The 16270-nt window shown below is 73.3% G+C and carries 16 protein-coding genes; 11 read left to right on the top strand and 5 right to left on the bottom strand.

Features of this window, described 5'->3' with window-relative positions; genetic code table 11:
• From ABD207_RS04190 to ABD207_RS04160, 7 genes are all read left to right on the top strand, one after another.
• Positions 1-252, top strand: a 252-nt coding sequence (locus ABD207_RS04190) for a helix-turn-helix domain-containing protein (RefSeq protein WP_344010120.1), incomplete at its 5' end; no start/stop codon positions are given.
• 143 nt (positions 253-395) lie between these two features.
• Positions 396-1658, top strand: coding sequence for a PucR family transcriptional regulator (locus ABD207_RS04185; RefSeq protein WP_344010119.1), 1263 nt, complete (start codon positions 396-398; stop codon positions 1656-1658).
• Between the two features lie 296 nt (positions 1659-1954).
• A complete protein-coding gene (locus ABD207_RS04180; RefSeq protein WP_344010118.1) occupies positions 1955-2740 on the top strand; it encodes an ABC transporter ATP-binding protein in 786 nt (261 codons plus the stop codon).
• Entirely contained in the window at positions 2737-3540 is an 804-nt protein-coding gene (locus tag ABD207_RS04175) for an ABC transporter ATP-binding protein (protein WP_344010117.1), read from the top strand. The genes ABD207_RS04180 and ABD207_RS04175 overlap by 4 nt, the downstream gene beginning before the upstream one ends.
• Positions 3537-4433: a branched-chain amino acid ABC transporter permease gene (locus tag ABD207_RS04170; RefSeq protein WP_344010116.1), complete on the top strand. Its 897-nt coding sequence runs from the start codon at positions 3537-3539 to the stop codon at positions 4431-4433. Before ABD207_RS04175 ends, ABD207_RS04170 begins: the two co-directional genes overlap by 4 nt.
• On the top strand, positions 4426-5622 hold the full coding sequence (locus tag ABD207_RS04165; protein WP_344010115.1) for a branched-chain amino acid ABC transporter permease: 1197 nt from the start codon (positions 4426-4428) through the stop codon (positions 5620-5622). The genes ABD207_RS04170 and ABD207_RS04165 overlap by 8 nt, the downstream gene beginning before the upstream one ends.
• Positions 5619-6905: an ABC transporter substrate-binding protein gene (locus ABD207_RS04160; protein WP_344010113.1), complete on the top strand. Its 1287-nt coding sequence runs from the start codon at positions 5619-5621 to the stop codon at positions 6903-6905. Before ABD207_RS04165 ends, ABD207_RS04160 begins: the two co-directional genes overlap by 4 nt.
• 126 nt (positions 6906-7031) lie before the next feature.
• Here ABD207_RS04160 and ABD207_RS04155 read toward each other — a convergent pair whose 3' ends face one another.
• Together ABD207_RS04155 and mgrA are read right to left on the bottom strand one after the other, a co-directional pair.
• Positions 7032-7511: an MSMEG_6728 family protein gene (locus ABD207_RS04155; RefSeq protein ID WP_344010111.1), complete on the bottom strand. Its 480-nt coding sequence runs from the start codon at positions 7509-7511 to the stop codon at positions 7032-7034.
• A gap of 147 nt (positions 7512-7658) precedes the next feature.
• The gene (mgrA, locus tag ABD207_RS04150) at positions 7659-8702 is read right to left on the bottom strand and encodes an L-glyceraldehyde 3-phosphate reductase (protein ID WP_343999761.1); all 1044 of its coding nucleotides are present in this window, start codon (positions 8700-8702) and stop codon (positions 7659-7661) included.
• Between the two features lie 249 nt (positions 8703-8951).
• On the opposite strand from mgrA, the gene ABD207_RS04145 reads away from it, so the two are divergent.
• Positions 8952-9521, top strand: a complete 570-nt coding sequence (locus tag ABD207_RS04145; RefSeq protein ID WP_344010109.1) for a snapalysin family zinc-dependent metalloprotease — start codon at positions 8952-8954, stop codon at positions 9519-9521.
• 898 nt (positions 9522-10419) lie between these two features.
• Here the strand turns inward: ABD207_RS04145 and ABD207_RS04140 are convergent.
• The 3 genes from ABD207_RS04140 to ABD207_RS32085 form a co-directional block, all read right to left on the bottom strand.
• Complete coding sequence (locus tag ABD207_RS04140) at positions 10420-11583, bottom strand: S1 family peptidase (RefSeq protein WP_344010107.1); 1164 nt, start codon at positions 11581-11583, stop codon at positions 10420-10422.
• A gap of 175 nt (positions 11584-11758) precedes the next feature.
• Entirely contained in the window at positions 11759-12721 is a 963-nt protein-coding gene (locus ABD207_RS04135; RefSeq protein WP_344010106.1) for a hypothetical protein, read from the bottom strand.
• Positions 12722-13154: 433 nt separating this feature from the next.
• A complete protein-coding gene (locus ABD207_RS32085; RefSeq protein WP_425580621.1) occupies positions 13155-13340 on the bottom strand; it encodes a hypothetical protein in 186 nt (61 codons plus the stop codon).
• A gap of 628 nt (positions 13341-13968) precedes the next feature.
• Here ABD207_RS32085 and ABD207_RS04125 point away from each other — a divergent pair.
• From ABD207_RS04125 to ABD207_RS04115, 3 genes are all read left to right on the top strand, one after another.
• Positions 13969-14385, top strand: a complete 417-nt coding sequence (locus ABD207_RS04125) for a hypothetical protein (RefSeq protein ID WP_344010105.1) — start codon at positions 13969-13971, stop codon at positions 14383-14385.
• Positions 14386-14463: 78 nt separating this feature from the next.
• On the top strand, positions 14464-15549 hold the full coding sequence (locus ABD207_RS04120; protein WP_344010104.1) for a GNAT family N-acetyltransferase: 1086 nt from the start codon (positions 14464-14466) through the stop codon (positions 15547-15549).
• Between the two features lie 105 nt (positions 15550-15654).
• Positions 15655-16245, top strand: coding sequence for a DUF2269 domain-containing protein (locus tag ABD207_RS04115; protein WP_344010103.1), 591 nt, complete (start codon positions 15655-15657; stop codon positions 16243-16245).
• The last annotated feature ends 25 nt before the right edge of the window (positions 16246-16270 follow it).

Here is a 16270-nt window from a genome sequence, read left to right as displayed (position 1 = left end):
GCCGGGACGGGGCCGGGGGAGGCGCCAGGCGGCGGCACGGCGGATCTGGGCCGGCTGACCCCGCAGCAGCTGCGTATCGCCCGGTACGTCGCCGAGGGCGCGACCAACCGGGAGGTGGCCCTGAGCCTGTCCGTGAGCACCCGCACGGTCGACTACCACCTGCGCAAGGTGTTCGCCGCCCTCGGGGTCCGCTCCAGGGTCGAGCTGGCCCGGCTGGTCGAGCAGGCGGAAAAGACCGGTGCACGGCTCTAGGGACCGACCGGACGGTATGCCATCCTTCGGGGCAGGACGAGTCAGGTGGCGACCGGCCCACGGGCTCCGCGACCGGCAGGGGGAGCCGGAGCGCGGACCGCCGGGGGCGCCGCCCGGGAAGCCGACCCTGGGGGAGATGCGCGATGCACCACGCCGTACGGCCACGGACCCTGCTTCGCCCCGGAGCCACGCCCGCGCCCACGCGCCGGACCTCGCGCATGCGGTCGCTCATCGACGCCGAGGCGCTGCGCGTCCTGCACAGCGCCGCCCGCGCCCTGCTGGACGACCTGCCCCAGCTCACCGACCGGCTGGTCGCCGCCCTGCAGGAGCAGGAGCCCGCCTACCGGGCAGCGGTGGAGTGCGACGCCACCGGGATCTGGCAGGAGGTGCACCGCTCCCTGCGGCACAGCATTTCCTCGCTGCTCGACCCGCGCGGCGCCCGGGACGCCGCACGCCGCTGCACCTGGCGCATCGGCGCCACCCGCGCCGAGCAGGGCATGCCGCTGGACGCGCTGCTGCACGCCTTCCGCCTTGGCGGCTCGCTGGTGTGGCAGGGCCTGGTCGAGGAGACGACCCGGACCGCACCGGAGGATGTGCGCCTGCTTGTGCATGTCGTCTCCGACGTGTGGGACTTCGTCGACGACCACTGCACCCTCCTGGCGGACGCCTACCGGCAGACGGAGAGACAACTGGCCTGGAAACGGGAGAACAGCGTGCGGCTGCTGGCCGGGGCGCTGCTGGACGGCACCAGCCGGATCGCCGACCTGCCCGAGGCGGCGCAGGCGCTGGGGCTGCCCGAGCAGGGCCGGTACATGGTCGTGGCCGTCGGCGGCGGCCGCCTCACCGGTGGTGCCGGCGCACAGGTGCTGGCCGAACCGGATGTGCGCGTGCACTGGCACCCGGGCGTGGACGTGGACTACGGCATCCTGCTCGTCGAGGAGGAGGGCCGGGAACCGCAGCTGTCGCAGGAGCAGGAGCCCGGCGTGCGCGTGGGCGTCAGCAGCGCCGTCGAGGGACTCGCCGCGGTCGGTGAGGCGCGCCGGCTGGCGGACACCGCGCTGGCACTGTGCCCGGAGCCGGGAGGGGTGATCCGCCTGACCGAGCATCTGCCCGCCGCGCTGGTGGTCTCCGCGCCGGAGCTGGCCACCGCCCTCGCCGACCGCCTGCTCGGCCCGCTCGCCGGACTGGAACCGGCCGACGCGGAGGTACTGCTGGACACCCTGGCCACCTGGCTGGCCTGCGACGGATCGGCCCAGCGGGCGAGCCGCCGCCTGTACTGCCACCGCAACACCGTCCTCAACCGCCTGCGCCGCTACGAACAGCTGACGGGCCGCTCCCTGTCCCGCCCGTCCGACCTCGTCGAGGTGAGCCTCGCCCTGACGGCCCGCGGTCTCCTCCGCCCCTGACCCAGGTGCCTCGAAACCCGGCCCGCCCCTGACCCGCGCGCCTCGATCCCCGGCCCGCCTCTGAGTCGGGCCCTTTGAAACCCGTAGGCGGCCGCATCCAACGCCCCGCTCGCGGAATCCGCCGCTGCACCCGCCTGGGCAGCCGCACAACCCCCGCCCCCCGGCGTTGGTCGGGCGCAGCGAGCCGGGGCCCTCGGGTGTACCGGACCGGTGGGCGCGTGCTGTCGTGAGCTGCCCTCCCACCGAACTCACCCCCGCAGTCGTGCCGCCGTGCGGCACGGCCCCGAGGAGCCGTGATGCCCGAAGCACCACCGGACGAGCCGTCCGCCCTGCACATCGAGAACGTCGATGTGACCTACGGGCGCGCCGTGTCCGCCCTGCGTTCCGTGTCCCTGACCGTGCCACCCGGATCCGTGGTGGCCCTGCTCGGCGCCAACGGGGCCGGCAAGACCACCCTGCTGCGCGCCGTCTCCGGGACACTGCGCCTGCACCGCGGCGCCATCACCGCCGGCCGCATCCGCTACGGCGACACCGTGCTGGAGGGGAAGGACCCCGTCGCCGCGGTGCGCGCCGGAGTCGTCCAGGTCCCGGAAGGGCGGCGGGTGTTCGCCGGACTCAGCGTCGAGGAGAACCTCCGCAGCGGCGGACTGGGCTTGGCCCGGCGCGGACGCGCCGAGGTGCGGCAGGCGCGGGACCGAGTCTTCTCCTTGTTCCCCCGGCTCGCCGAACGCACCCGTCAGGCGGCCGGTCTGCTCTCCGGCGGCGAGCAGCAGATGCTCGCCATCGGCCGCGCCCTGATGGCCGCGCCCCGGCTGCTGCTCCTGGACGAGCCGTCGCTCGGCCTGGCACCGCAGATGGTGTACCGGATCGCCGAGGTGATCCGCGAGATCAACGCCCAGGGCACCGGCGTCCTGCTGGTGGAGCAGAACGCCGGCATGGCGCTCTCCCTCGCCGACCAGGCACACGTCCTGGAGGTCGGCGAGGTGCGCCTGTCCGGACCCGCCGGTGAACTCGCCCGCACCGACGCCGTACGCCGCCTCTACCTGGGCGAGACGGCCGAGGACGATCAGGGGGCCGCGTGAACCACCGCACCCAGGAAGCTCCACCGGTGCTGCAGGTCCGGGACGTCACCGTGCGGTTCGCCGGGCTCACCGCCCTCGACGCCGTGTCCTTCACCGCCGCACCCGGCTCGCTGCACGCGATCATCGGACCCAACGGCGCCGGCAAGTCGACCTGCTTCAACGTGCTCTCCGGCCTCACCCGCCCGTCCTGCGGAACGGTGACTCTCGGCGAGCGGGAACTGACCCGGCTCGCCCCGCACCGCATCGCCGCGCTCGGCGTGTCCCGCACCTTCCAGAACATCGTCACCACCCACGGCACGGTCGCCGACAACCTGATGCTCGGCCGCCACGCCAGATCCCGGGCCGGCTTCACGGCCAGCGCCCTGCGCCTGCCCGGCGCCGTGCGGGAACAGCGCGCACACCTGGCGAGGGCCCGGGAGATCGCCGAACTCACCGGCCTCGGAGAGCACTTCGGCAGCCCCGTCCACCTGCTGTCGTACGGCGACCGCAAACGTGTGGAACTCGCCCGCGCCCTCTGCCTGGAGCCCCGTGTGCTGCTGCTCGACGAACCGGTCGCCGGGATGAACGCCGCCGAACGCGCCCGCACCGCCGACGTCATCGGCACCCTGCGCGCCGAACTCGGCCTCACCGTCCTCCTGGTGGAGCACGACATGGGCCTGGTGATGCGGCTCGCCGACGAGGTCACCGTCCTCGACTTCGGCCGCACCATCGCCCACGGCACACCCGACGAGGTCCGCCGCGACCCGCGGGTGCTCCGCGCCTACCTCGGCACCGGAACGGAAGAGGAGGACGCGGCATGACCGGCTTCCTGGACAACGTCCTCAACGGCCTCGCACTGGGCGCGGTCTACGCACTGGTCGCCCTCGGCTTCGTGGTCATGTTCAAGGCCTCCGGCGTCCTCAACTTCGCCCACGGCTCCCTCCTGCTGCTCGGCGGCTACCTCATCGCCGTCCTCCACGACGACCTGGGCTTCGCCGGTGCGCTCGCCCTCGCCGTCCTGACCACCGCGGCGCTCGCCGGCGCCCTCGACCGGTTCCTGCTGCAACGCGCGGGACAGGACGAGCAGTCGGCCCACATCCAGACCATCGCCACCATCGGCATCGACATCCTGATCTTCACCGACCTCGCCCGCCGCATCGGCGGCGACCTGCTGAGCCTGGGCGACCCGTGGGGCGACTCGGTCACCGAACTCGGCCCGGTCACCGTCGCCGACAGCCGGCTCGCCGCGATCGCTGTGTCCACCGTGGTCATCGCCGCCGTGTTCGCGCTGTTCCGGTGCACGCCCTGGGGGCTGTCCCTGCGGGCGGCGGCCGAGGACCTGGAGGCCGCGGCGCTGATGGGCGTCCGGCTGCGCCGGGTCCGCGCCCTGGCCTGGTGCCTGGCCGGCGGTCTCGCCGCGCTCGCCGCGGTGTTCCTCGCCGCGTTCCCGGCGCCCGGCCTGGAACGCACCACCGGGCAGATCGCGCTGCACGCCTTCCCGGCCGCGATCCTCGGCGGACTCGCCTCCCCGGTCGGCGCCCTGGCGGGCAGCCTGCTCATCGGGCTGACCGAGGCGCTGGTCGTCGGCTACGAGTCCGACCTGCACGTCCTCGGCGACGGCTTCGGCGAGGTCGCCCCCTACGCGGTGATGCTGCTGGTGCTCCTGGTGCGGCCCACCGGGCTGTTCGGCGCGAAGGGAGCAGCCCGTGTCTGAACGTCTCCTCGGCCGTCTCCGGGGCCGCCCCGCGCGGATCGTGCTGCTCGCCGTCCTGCTGTGCCTTCCGCCCTTCTACCTGGACGCCTTCTGGCTGCGCATCGGCCTGTTCTCCATGGCCGCGGCCATCGGCGCCGTCGGGCTCTCGCTGCTCAGCGGCACCGCGGGCCAGCTCTCCCTCGGCCACGCCTTCTTCCTCGCCATCGGCGCCTACGGCTACTCCTGCCTGGCGTCCGACCCCGGACCCGGACTGCCGCCGGTCCTCGCCGCCTGCTGCGCGGTGCTGCTCGCCGGAGCGGCGGGCGGGCTGTTCAGTCCCGTCGCCGGCCGGGTCAAGGGCATGTACCTGGGCATCGCCACGCTCGCCCTGGTGTTCCTCGGCCACCATGTGCTGCTCACCTGGGACTCGGTCACCGGCGGCTTCAACGGCCGCTCCGTGCCGCCGCTCACCCTCGGCGGGTTCACCTTCGCCGCGTCGGACCCGGAACTCGTCGTGCTCGGCGTGCCGTTCGGCGCCGAGGAACGCCTGTGGTACCTGGGCCTGGCGCTGTTCGCGTTCACCTGGTTCACCGCCGGGGGACTGCTGCGCGGGCGTCCGGGACGCGCGCTGGCCGCCCTGCGGGACAGCGAGACCGCGGCGGCGGTGATGGGCGTGGACGTCGCCCGCCACCGCTCGGCGGCCTTCGTGGTGTCCTCCATGTACGCCGGTCTCGCGGGGGTGCTCCTGGCGCTCGCCTTCCGCCGGGTGGTGCCCGACTACTTCTCCCTCGCCCTGTCCATCGACTACCTCGCCATGATCGTCATCGGCGGGCTCGGCTCGGTCGCCGGAGCCACCGCGGGCGCCGTGTTCGTCACCGCGCTCCCGCTGCTGATGACCCGTTACGCCGACCAGCTTCCGCTGGTGACTGCCCCCGGCTCGGCCGAGGGCTCCGTCGGCCCCACCGAGGCCGCCCGCTACCTCTACGGCGCCGCGATCGTCCTCGTCCTGCTGTACGCGCCCGACGGTCTGCACGGACTGGCCCGCCGGGCCCGCGTCCGCCTGGGACGCCACCGGCCCCCGTCCGCCGACCGGAAACCCGCGGCCTCCGCCTCCGCCACCTCTGCCGCCTCGTCCTCCTCGTCCTCCTCGTCCTCATCGCCCTCCCAACCGGCCGCAGCCGCCGCACGATCCAAGGAGCACACCCCGTGAACACCACGACCCACAGGCCCCGCACCCGGCGCCGCACCTCCGGTACCGTCCTCGCCGGCGCCCTCGCCCTGCTGCTCGCGGTCTCCGGATGCAGCTCCAAGGCGGACGGCGGCGACAAGGGCGGCGACGCCGCCGACGGCGTCCGCACCGGGCCCGGCGTCAGCGCAGACACGATCAGACTGGGCTCCCTCACCGACCTCACCGGCCCCTACGCCACCCTCGGCAAGTCCATCGTGCAGGCCCAGCAGATGTGGGCCGACGAGGTCAACGCGAAGGGCGGCATCTGCGGCCGGAAGATCGAGATCGTCGTGAAGGACCACGGCTACGACGTGCAGAAGGCAGTCACCGCCTACGCCGACATCTCCGCGGACATCGTGGCCATGCCGCAGGTCATCGGCTCCCCGGTGGTCGCCGCGCTGCTCGACGACATCGAGCGCGACAAGGTGCTCACCTTCCCGCAGGCCTGGGCCGCCTCGCTGCTCGGCAAGGATGCCGTGCAGGTGATCGGCACCACCTACGACATCGACATGATCGCCGCCGTCGACTTCCTCACCCGCACCAAGGGGCTGAAGAAGGGCGACAAGATCGGGCACGTGTACTTCGAGGGCGACTACGGTGCCAACGCCCTGGAGGGCTCCACCTGGGCGGCGAAGAAGGCCGGTCTGACGGTGGTGGGCCAGAAGATCCAGGCCACCGACACCGATCTGTCCGCGCAGGTCTCCGCGCTGCGCAAGGAAGGAGTGAAGGCCGTCCTGATCAGCGCCGGACCCGCCCAGACGGCCTCCCTGGTCGGCGTCGCCGCCTCCCGCGGTCTGCGGGTCCCCGTCGTCAGCAGCGCCCCCGGCTTCGCGCCCCAGCTGATGAAGACGCCCGCCGCACCGGCGCTGGCGAAACTCCTGCACATCGTGAGCGCCGCGCCCGCGGTCAGCTCCCACCTGCCCGGGGTGCAGCGGATGGTGAAGGCGTATCAGAAGAAGTTCTCCGACTCGCCGGTCGACTCCGGCGTGCTCTCCGGCTACAACGCCGCGCAGCTGATGGGCGCCGACCTGAAGAAGGCCTGCGAGCAGGGCGGACTGAGCCGCGAGGACGTGGTGAAGGCGCACCGGTCGCAGAAGAACGCGGACACCGGACTCGGCACCCCGCAGGATTTCTCGGACGTCGACCGACCGGCGAGCATCAAGACGTACGTCCTCAAGCCCGACGCCAAGGCGGTGGGCGCCGTGGTGAACGCGGAGGACGCGCACACCGCACCGGGCGTGAAGGAGTACCTGACCGCTCGATGATCCGTTGACCCCTTGACCCCTTGACCCGCTGACCCGTGGGCACGCTGACCCGTGGGCACGACCGGGGTGTCGCCTCGCGCGGCGCCCCGGTGCGCGGCCGTCGACGGGTGTGCCGGCTGTGCCGTGTCAGGGCACCACTTCGGGATCGCGGTCGGACGCCGGCCAGACGTAGGGCAGGTCGTGCGGCACGTCCGGGAAGTGCTCGGCGTAGGTGTCCGGGTCCTTGCGGAGCAGGGCCGAGCGGTGGCTGCGGTGGAAGGACTCGTCCCCCAGCCACGGCGGCAGCTCGCCGGTCCGCGTCAGCTCCCGCTGGTCACGCACCCGGATGCCGGGCCGGGCGGCGGCCAGGTCGGCGACCAGCGTGGCCGCGCAGCTGTCCTGGTGCCCCTGCTCGCGCCAGATGCGGCAGACCTCCAGCCCGTAGCGCACCAGGGCCTCCTCGTACCCGGTCCACATGCGCACCGCCGGATGGCGGCGCCAGCCGTAGCCGGGCACGATCAGGCCGCGCAGCACCTGGATCGCCTCGACACGCTGCTTGCCGAGCCGGCGCCGGTCGAGGACCAGCGCCGACTCGGCGAAACCGGGATACGGAAGGAACGTCTGCATGGGACGATCCGTGTGCCCCGTACGCCCGGGCGCACACGCGCCCAGGTGAGCGCCCCGTGCACACCACGCGGGTCAGGCCACGGCACATCCCGCGCAGGTCAGCCCAGAGTGCCTGCGCGGGTCAGGCCACGGCACATCCCGCGCAGGTCAGCCCAGAGTGCCCAGGCGCGCCTCGCGCCACAGGTCGACGCCGCCGTCGGTGGCGTACTTGTCGATCTCGGCCAGCTCCTCGGCGGTGAAGTCGAGGTTCTCCAGCGCGGCCACGTTCTGCTCCAGCTGCTCGGTGCGGGAGGCTCCGATGACCAGCGAGGTGACCCGCGGGTCGCGCAGCGCCCAGGCGAGCGCCATCTGCGCGAGGCTCTGCCCGCGCCGGGCCGCGATGTCGTTCAGGGCGCGCAGCCGCTGCCGCATGTCGTCCGTGAGCCAGGCCGGGTCGAGCGACTTGCCCTGCGCCGCCCGCGAGTCCTGCGGGATGCCGTCCAGGTAGCGGCTGGTCAGCAGGCCCTGGGCGAGCGCGGTGAAGCCGATGACGCCGAAGCCCTCCTCCTGGGCCACGTCCAGCAGGCCCTCGGTCTCGATCCAGCGGTTCAGCATGTTGTACGACGGCTGGTGGATCAGCAGCGGTGTGCCGAGGTCGCGCAGGATCGCCGCGGCCTCACGGGTGCGCTCGGCGTCGTAGGAGGAGATGCCCACATACAGCGCCTTGCCCTGGCGGACTGCCGTGTCCAGCGCGCCCATGGTCTCCTCCAGGGGCGTGGTGGCGTCCAGGCGGTGCGAGTAGAAGATGTCGACGTACTCCAGGCCCATCCGCTTCAGGGACTGGTCCAGAGAGGCCAGCAGATACTTGCGGGAGCCGCCGCCCTGGCCGTAGGGGCCGGGCCACATGTCCCAGCCCGCCTTGGTGGAGATCACCAGCTCGTCGCGGTAGGGGGCCAGGTCCTGCTTCATCAGCCGGCCGAAGTTGATCTCCGCGGCGCCGTAGGGCGGGCCGTAGTTGTTGGCCAGGTCGTGGTGGGTGATGCCGAGGTCGAAGGCGCGCAGGGCGATCTCGCGCTGCGTCTCGAACGGCCGGTCGTCGCCGAAGTTGTGCCAGTAGCCGAGGGACAGCAGGGGCAGGTCGAGTCCCGAGCGTCCGGTCCGGCGGTAGCGCATGGGGCCGTCGTAGCGCTCGGGGTTGGCGACGTGGTTCATCGTGTTCGGTCTCCGTGGTGCGGTTCGGGGTGTCCCGTGGAATCGTGTGTGACCCTTGCCCCACAGTGCCCCCACATGATCAGGAAGTCCAACCGATCCTCTCCATGAGATTCAGCAGTACCGCTTCTGAATCAGTGCCGCCTCCGCATCGCTGCGGACCGGAACGACGGATTGCCGGTCCCTCCGTAAGGGCAAGGACGCAGCGAGTGGCATGAGCACGACTGCCCTTCCCCCGCAAGGAGGTCGACCATGCGGATCCGTACGCTGACCTGCGGCCTTGCCGCGACGGCGATGATGTCCCTGCCCCTGATGGGCGGCCAGGCCGTGGCCGCCGAGCCCGGGACGGCGCCCCGGGCCGCCCCCGCCGCCCGGGTGCTCACCTACGACGCGAGCGGCGCCGCGGAGTTCCGCTCCGCGGTGGACCGGGGCGCCGCCGCCTGGAACGAGAGCGTCGACTCGGTCGAACTGCGCCCGGCAGCCTCCGGGCAGCGCGCGAACATACGGGTCCTCGCCGACGACGGCTGGCCGCACGCCGTCCCCGGTTCTCTGGGCAACGGCACGGTCTACATCGGCCGCCAGGCCGTCGACCAGGGCTACCACACGGTCCGCATCACGGCCCACGAGCTCGGCCACATCCTGGGCCTGTCCGACCGCAAGCCCGGCCCCTGCTCCAGCCTGATGTCCGGCTCCAGCCCGGGCCCCGGCTGCACCAACGTGCATCCGGACGCCACGGAGCGTGCCCGGGTCGAGGACAACTTCACCGGCGCCGCCCGCACCGCCCCGGCGGCCGGCGCGCTCGCCGGCGCGGCCCTGGACTGACCGGGGCCCCGGACCGACTTCGGTCCGGGACCGGCCGGGGCCCGCGCCGCCGGGGCGGCCCACGCACGGCAGGGCCGCCCCGGCGGTCGAAAGCCCCGTCCCGCAGCGCGCGGGGTCCTCGTGGCGCGGGAAGGAATCGCCGGTGCCGTATCCGAGAAAGAGACCACTGGTTTCGCGACAGTCCATCCATGTGGTGCATGTGTCCGAAACCCATCAAGACAAGGGTGAGTCCTGGCTGCCAGGATTCTCGTGTTCAGGCGTGCCTAGACGTGATCCCGAAATCGAAGGGGTGACACATGATCGGTTGGCGCCAGAGAGTCGCGGTAGCCGCGTCGGCTCTTGCCTTTACTGTCGGAGCCGCAGGAACCGCTTCGGCGGGGACGGAATCCGCGCAGGGCTGGAATGGCAAATGCTACACACTCAGCCGTACCACCAAATCCTTTACCGGCTGGTGTGATGGCACGGGGCCGCAGAGGTACGCCACCAAGGTGTACTGCACCAAGGGCTGGTACCAGGCCACGTACTCGAGGTGGTATGGAGACCGCAGGGGCGTGTATGCCGCTTGTCCGAGCGGGCAGACACGTATAGATGACGGTTTCGTCCACAACGCCTAGCCTCATCTTTCGTGACGGTCCGTCGGCTTTTCGGCGGGCCGTTTCGGTTGTCGGGGTGCGCGACCTGTATCGACGCCGGATCATGCCGATAAAGCGGCTCAGGAAGGCGAACAGGAAATCAATACTGCTCACTTGCCGGCGGTAACACACGCGTAAGCTGCGGCCGGGCAATCTTTTGCGGAGTGATTTCTCCCGCGCCGCGGTATGCGGAGCACACAGAAGCGGGCCCCGCCCTGTCGTCGGCGGGGCCCGCTCGGAGCCGGATAGGTCCGGTGGGTGTGCGATCAGGCGGTGTGCAGGGTCAGCCCGTAGCGTCCGAGGATCTCGTTGACCGGCTGGAACCAGGTCTCGCCGCCGCCGGAGCAGTTGCCCCAGCCCCCCGAGGTGACGCCCTGGGCCTGGTCACCGCTGATGAACGAGCCGCCCGAGTCGCCCGGTTCGGCGCACACGCTCGTCTTGGTCATCTGATGCACCGCGCCCTGGCTGTAGTTCACCGTCTCGTTCTTGGCCAGTACGGTGCCGCAGTGCCAGTGGGTGGTCGAACCCGAGCGGCAGATCGAGGCGCCGACCGGTGCCTCGGCCGAGCCGCGCACCAGCTGGTCCGGGACGGTGCCCCAGCCGAGCACCACCGGGACCGTCCACCAGCCGCTGCCCACATTGACCCAGGCGTAGTCGTTGTCCGGGAAGGACGAGCCCTGGAAGGTGCCGATGTGCGAGCCGTCCCAGCCGCGCACCGCGGCCCCGGCGCCGCCGCAGTGCCCGGCGGTGACGAAGCCGCCGTGCACCGAGAAGCCGATGGAGCAGCGGACGTTGCCGGTGTAGTACGGGTCGCCGCCCACGGTGCCCGCCGCGAAGGTCCGGGCGGCGGCCGGCACCGTGCGCACGGTGACCGGTCCGGCCTCGCGCGCCTCGGCGAGGAACCTGCGGACATCGTTGTCGGACCGCTCGCCCTTCACGACGTTCACGACCACCGCGTTGGCGGCCGGGTCGACGGACCAGCTGCTGACGCCCGCGGGGGCGTCGAGGCGGTCGATGCGGGCCCGGGCGGCGTCCAGTGCACGCGCGCTGTGCTCCACGGTGCGTACGGCGACGCCGGAGGAGCGCAGTCTGCGCACCGTCGCCTCGCCGGCGTCCTCGGTGACGGCGACGGTCAGTTTCCCGGTCCGGGCGTCGAACCAGTCGCCGCCGTAGGCGGACCCGGCCGCCCTGCGGGCCTTCGGGGCGAGTTCGGTGGCCCGGCGCTCGGCGGCCAGGCGGTCCTCGGCCTCGGTGCGGGTCAGGCCGAGGTCGCGCTGCATCGCCTCGACGAGGCCGGCGGAGGCGACGGGGGAGGGGCCGGGGGAGCCTGCCGCGTCCTGCGCGGAGGCGGGCAGGGTGCCCGCAGCGGTCCAGCTGCCCAGCAGCAGGAGGGCCGCCACGCAGGCATGCGTGAGTCTGGTGCGTCTCATGGAAGAAGCCCTTCGTCGTTCCAACGAGGTGGGGGTGGAACAACCGAGGTCTGAGAGCGCTCTCAACCCGAGTGGGCCAGAGCGTAGCGGTTCTCCGTCGTCAGGTCCATGCCAATAGAGGCCTCAATGTCCCGGAGGGGCAAGGCGGTTGTGCTAGCTCACGGCCGCCGTCCGCTCATTTCGCCTGCGCGGAAAGCCTTTTCGCCTCCCGGGCGGCCTCCTTCGCCTCCCGCTCGGCGCGGTGCAGGGCATCGGCGGCCGCACGTGCCCGCTGCTCCGCCGCACGCTGCTCCTGCTCGGCCCGCTCCAGCTCCGCACGCCCCGCGCCGAGTTGCTCCTCCAGGTCGGCAACTCGCCGCTCGGCCTCACCGCACCGCTCCCGCGCCTGCTCCGCGGCCGTCTCGGCGGCCTCCCGCTCGCCTCGCCGCTCCCGTACGCGCTCCTCGGCCGCCTCGGCCGCCGCACGGGCCTGCTCCTGGCGCTGTCTGCGCCGCTCGGCCAGCTCGTCCTTCTCCGGTGCCGGGGGAGTGGTTGTCTTCGACGGAGTGGTTGTCTTCGACGGCGCGGGCGGGCGTCGCTCCGAGCGCTTCGGGGTGGCCGCGCCCGTGCCGCTCCCGGCGACGGCGAACTCGGCGGGCGGGGTGAGCGCGCTCTCCAGCCGGCCCTCGGCCCAGCGGTCCGCGGCCTCCGGGTCGGCCAGCACGGCACGCAGCGTCTCCTCCACGTCCCGCTGTACGGAGTCCGACAGCGGGTGCCCTGCGTCGCGGGCCAGCTGCGCCGCCTGCCGGGACAGCTCGGCGACGATACGCCGCCGCTGCGCCGACAACTCCTTCAGCCCAGCGGGGTCCAGGGTGGTGAAGGCCTCGCGCAGGGCCCGCCCGAGCTCCAGGAACTGCTCCGCCTCCTCGGGCCGGGAGCGGCGCAGCAGGTTCGCCGCCCAGGCGGCGAGGGTGGGGCGGCGCGCCGCCCGGATGCGCCGGGCGTCGTCGGCCCGTCCGGCCGATCTGGCCTCGGCGGCCCGCTCCTCGCGCCGGGGCACGAAGCCGGACGGCGGCAGCGCGTAGAGCTCGTCGAGCACTGCCTCGACGTCGTCCTCCGCCTCGTCCTTCGCGCCCTGCCGCTCGCCTTTGCGCCGCATGATCCCCAGACTCCACCGAGCGGGGCGCAGCCGCACGCCGGGCGGGGGAGCGGGCATGCCACGCGCACGCAGGCGGCGGGTCATGAGACGCGGACGCACGCGAAGGGTCATGAGACGCGGACGCACGCGAAGGGTCATGAGACGCGGACGCACGCGAAGGGGCATGAGACGCGGACGCACGCGAAGGGTCATGAGACGCGGACGCACGCGAAGGGTCATGAGACGCGGATGCACGCGAAGGGTCATGACCTGCGGACACCCGCGACGGCCGTGGGCCCCCGAACCGCACCGGCGCCGGCCCTGCAGCCGCTCCCCCGCCACCTCGGCCTCATCGGGCTCCGCTCCCTCCCGGCCGCTCGTGCCCGGTGGAGCCGCAGACGGTCCAGGCGGGCGATGACGGGGGAGGCGGTCACACCGTGCAGGACCACGGAGGTCAGCACCAGGAACGCCACCACGGCCACAGCTCCTCGGCCGGGACGCCGAAGCCATGGGTGCCGAGGGCGTACGCGAGGTAGAACAGCGAGCCGATGCCCCGGATGCCGAAGAGGGCGATGACCGCCCGCTCGCGGATGCCGGCCGCCATGCCCCACTGGGCGCACCAGCCCGCCAGCGGGCGCACGACGCACAGCAGCAGCACCCCGAGCGGGCCCGGCCACGGCCGCGATGGTCAGCGGCATGGTGATCCCCAGCTGCCGCCAGGTGGCCCGCCAGCGCCGCGGGCCGAAGGGCCGGTTCAGGGTGAGTCCGGCACCCATCAGCGACACGATCACGCACACCTCGGTGAGGTGCTCCACCCACACCCGGTCGGACACCGGGTCGATCTCCGGCAGCGGCACCGGCAGCAGCTGGATGCCGACCCCGCAGAGCAGGAACACCAGGGGCAGGGACAGCGGCCGGCCCGCCACCAGACGGGGCACCACGGCCGCCGCGAGGGCACCGACGCTGATCAGGGCGAAGAGAAAGTCAGGCATGGTCACGGTCCCGTGTGCCCTGGCCGCCCCCCGGCACGCGACCGTGCGACGGGAATCCTGGCGGCGCGCGGATGTGCCGTGCGGAAGCACGGGATCCGGCGTGAGACATGAGGCCCTGGAGGGCCACCGGGCCCAGGGCGGGGGGAGTGGGCCGCGGTGCGGGGCCCGGGCCTTGACGGGGCGGGACGGGCTCGGCGCTACTGGAAGAGGCGCCGGGTTCGTGGGGGGCTCGCCCGGCGCGGGGACGACTCCGTCACCCCCCGCCCGGAGGTGACCGTGCGGCGACGACGGGCAACGGCGGTGGTTCTGCTGGCCTCGGTGCTGCTCCTGTTCCTCCGTCTCCCGGCGCTCGCGGGCCAGCCGCCGTCCACGGCCGACGCCGGCCCCGCATCCGCCGTCCGGACGCAGACGGCGCCGCGGGACACGCTGCCCGAGGGCGCCGGTACGCCCGGCCACGGCGAGACGGACGCCTCCGCTCACCGCCCCGTCGCCCGGTCCGTGCGGACCGCCTCCGTCACCACGGCCGGCCATCCGGCCGAGGACCCCCGCCACACCACCGACGGCACCTTCGCCGATGAGCTCGCCGCCCACCGGCCCGGCCCCGCCGGCGCACCGCCCGCGGGAGACCCACCCCGCCCGGCGCCGGGCGGGACGGCCCGCGCCGCCGTCGTGCTGCAGACCTTCCGCTGCTGAGCGGGCAGGCCCCGGCGGCGCTCCTCCGCGCCTGCCTTCCGTGCCCCGACCACCTCCCACACCACCCAGGAGACCCGCATGCCTGACAAGGGCGTTGTCATCGTGCGTCCCGACGAACTGGGCCCCGCCGAGCACAAGACGTGGAGACATCTGCGGGCCGAGAGCGAGGCGCCGGAGAACCCGTTCCTCGACCCCGTGTTCGCCACCGCGGTCGGCCGTGTCAGGCCACAGGCACGCGTGGCCGTGCTGCAGGAGGACGGCACACCGGTCGGCTTCTTCCCCTATGAGAAGGGGCCGTTGGGCCACGGCAGGGCGATCGGCCTCGGGGTGTCGGACAGCCAGGGCGCCGTGCTGCGCCCGGGCATCCGCCTCGACCCGCGCCGGTTACTCGCCGCCTGCGGGCTGGCGGCCTGGGAGTTCGACAACCTGGAGGCGGGGCAGCGTCCCTTCCTGCCGCATGCCGCCGAGGCACTCGCCGACCCGGTGATCGACCTCGACGAGGGCTACGAGCAGTACACCGACCGGCTGCGCCGCACGTCCTCCGGCTTCCTCCGCCAGACAAGGGCCAAGGAACGCCGACTCGCCCGGCAGGCCGGCGAGGTGCGGTTCGTTTACGACTGCCGTGACCTGGACGCGCTGCGCGCGCTGAAACGGTGGAAGTCGGCGCAGTACCGGCGCACCGGCCGCCGGGACCGCTTCGCACAGCCGTGGATCAACGGGCTGGTGGACCTGCTGGCGCACGGGGACGACCCCGACTGCCGCGGGCTGCTCTCCGTGCTGTACGCCGGCGACCGGCCGGTGGCCGCGCACTTCGGACTGCGCTCGCCGACGGTGCTCTCCTGGTGGTTCCCCGCCTACGACCGCGACCACGGCAGGCACTCGCCCGGCTCGATCCTGCTGCTGCACCTGCTCCGGGCGGCCGCCGCGGACGGGATCCGCATGGTCGACCTGGGCAGCGGACCGGCCCGCTACAAGGACACGCTCAAGACCCGTGAGATGCGCGTGTACGAGGGCGCGGTGATCCGGCCGGGGCCGGCCGGCGCCGTCTGCCGGCTGGGAAGGGAACCGGCGCGGGCGGCCCGCCGTGCGGTGCGCAACCACCCCCGGCTCGCCCGCCTGGCCCGGCGGATGCTGGAGCAGGCCGGCCGGCTGCGAACGGGCTGATCACTTCGGAGCAGGCGGGCGGGCGGCCCGTACGCCCAGCCCAGTACGCGGGGTTACTCCCGCCGCCGGACGCCGGCGGCGCGCCCGCCCGGCACGGTGGTGGACATGAAATCACTGACCGAACCGAAGCAGTCCCCGCCGGCGCGGACGCCCGCCAGGCCGGGGCTCGGCCGCCGGGCTCGCCGGAGCTTCCTCGTGGTGCACGTCGTCGCCGCGGCGGGCTGGCTCGGACTCACGCTCGGCCTGCTCGCCCTCGGCATCACCGCGACCACCACCGGCGGCCCGGCGATGACCGAGGCGGCGCTGAGGGCGATGAAGCTGTTCGCCGACTGGCTGCTCCTGCCGCTGGCCCTGCTGACCCTGATCAGCGGCCTGGTGCTGGCGCTCGGCACGTCATGGGGCCTGGCCCGGCACCGCTGGGTCTACACCAAGTTCTGGCTGACGCTGGGCACCACCACCGCGACGGCCTTCGCGCTGCGGCCGGGTGTGAACACCGCGGTGGCGGCGGTCGCCGCCGGGCAACCGCTGCCGGACGCCGGTGACGTCCTGTTCGGGCCGGTCGTCTCGCTGTCCGCGTATGTGTTCATGACGGTGATCTCGGTCCTGAAGCCCTGGGGGCCGACCCGCCGCGGCCGCCGCCTGCGCGCCGCCGCGGCCCGCCGGCCGAGGCAGACGTCCCCGGCCGCGGCGTCTTGAGAACGCAGCGTCCTGAGAACGTGGC

The sequence above is a fragment of the Streptomyces thermospinosisporus genome (genome assembly GCF_039526425.1).
GTDB classification, from domain to species: Bacteria; Actinomycetota; Actinomycetes; order Streptomycetales; family Streptomycetaceae; genus Streptomyces; species Streptomyces thermocarboxydovorans.
This window is presented reverse-complemented; position numbering and strand designations above follow the sequence as displayed.

Coding starts and splice junctions, on each gene's coding strand:
- ABD207_RS04155 (WP_344010111.1), bottom strand. CDS start 7,511: ATGCAGACGTTCCTTCCGTATCCCGGTTTCGCCGAGTCGGCGCTGGTC.
- ABD207_RS04135 (WP_344010106.1), bottom strand. CDS start 12,721: ATGCGGCGCAAAGGCGAGCGGCAGGGCGCGAAGGACGAGGCGGAGGAC.
- ABD207_RS04145 (WP_344010109.1), top strand. CDS start 8,952: ATGCGGATCCGTACGCTGACCTGCGGCCTTGCCGCGACGGCGATGATG.
- ABD207_RS04185 (WP_344010119.1), top strand. CDS start 396: ATGCACCACGCCGTACGGCCACGGACCCTGCTTCGCCCCGGAGCCACG.
- ABD207_RS04115 (WP_344010103.1), top strand. CDS start 15,655: ATGAAATCACTGACCGAACCGAAGCAGTCCCCGCCGGCGCGGACGCCC.
- ABD207_RS04140 (WP_344010107.1), bottom strand. CDS start 11,583: ATGAGACGCACCAGACTCACGCATGCCTGCGTGGCGGCCCTCCTGCTG.
- ABD207_RS04120 (WP_344010104.1), top strand. CDS start 14,464: ATGCCTGACAAGGGCGTTGTCATCGTGCGTCCCGACGAACTGGGCCCC.
- ABD207_RS04180 (WP_344010118.1), top strand. CDS start 1,955: ATGCCCGAAGCACCACCGGACGAGCCGTCCGCCCTGCACATCGAGAAC.
- mgrA (WP_343999761.1), bottom strand. CDS start 8,702: ATGAACCACGTCGCCAACCCCGAGCGCTACGACGGCCCCATGCGCTAC.
- ABD207_RS04170 (WP_344010116.1), top strand. CDS start 3,537: ATGACCGGCTTCCTGGACAACGTCCTCAACGGCCTCGCACTGGGCGCG.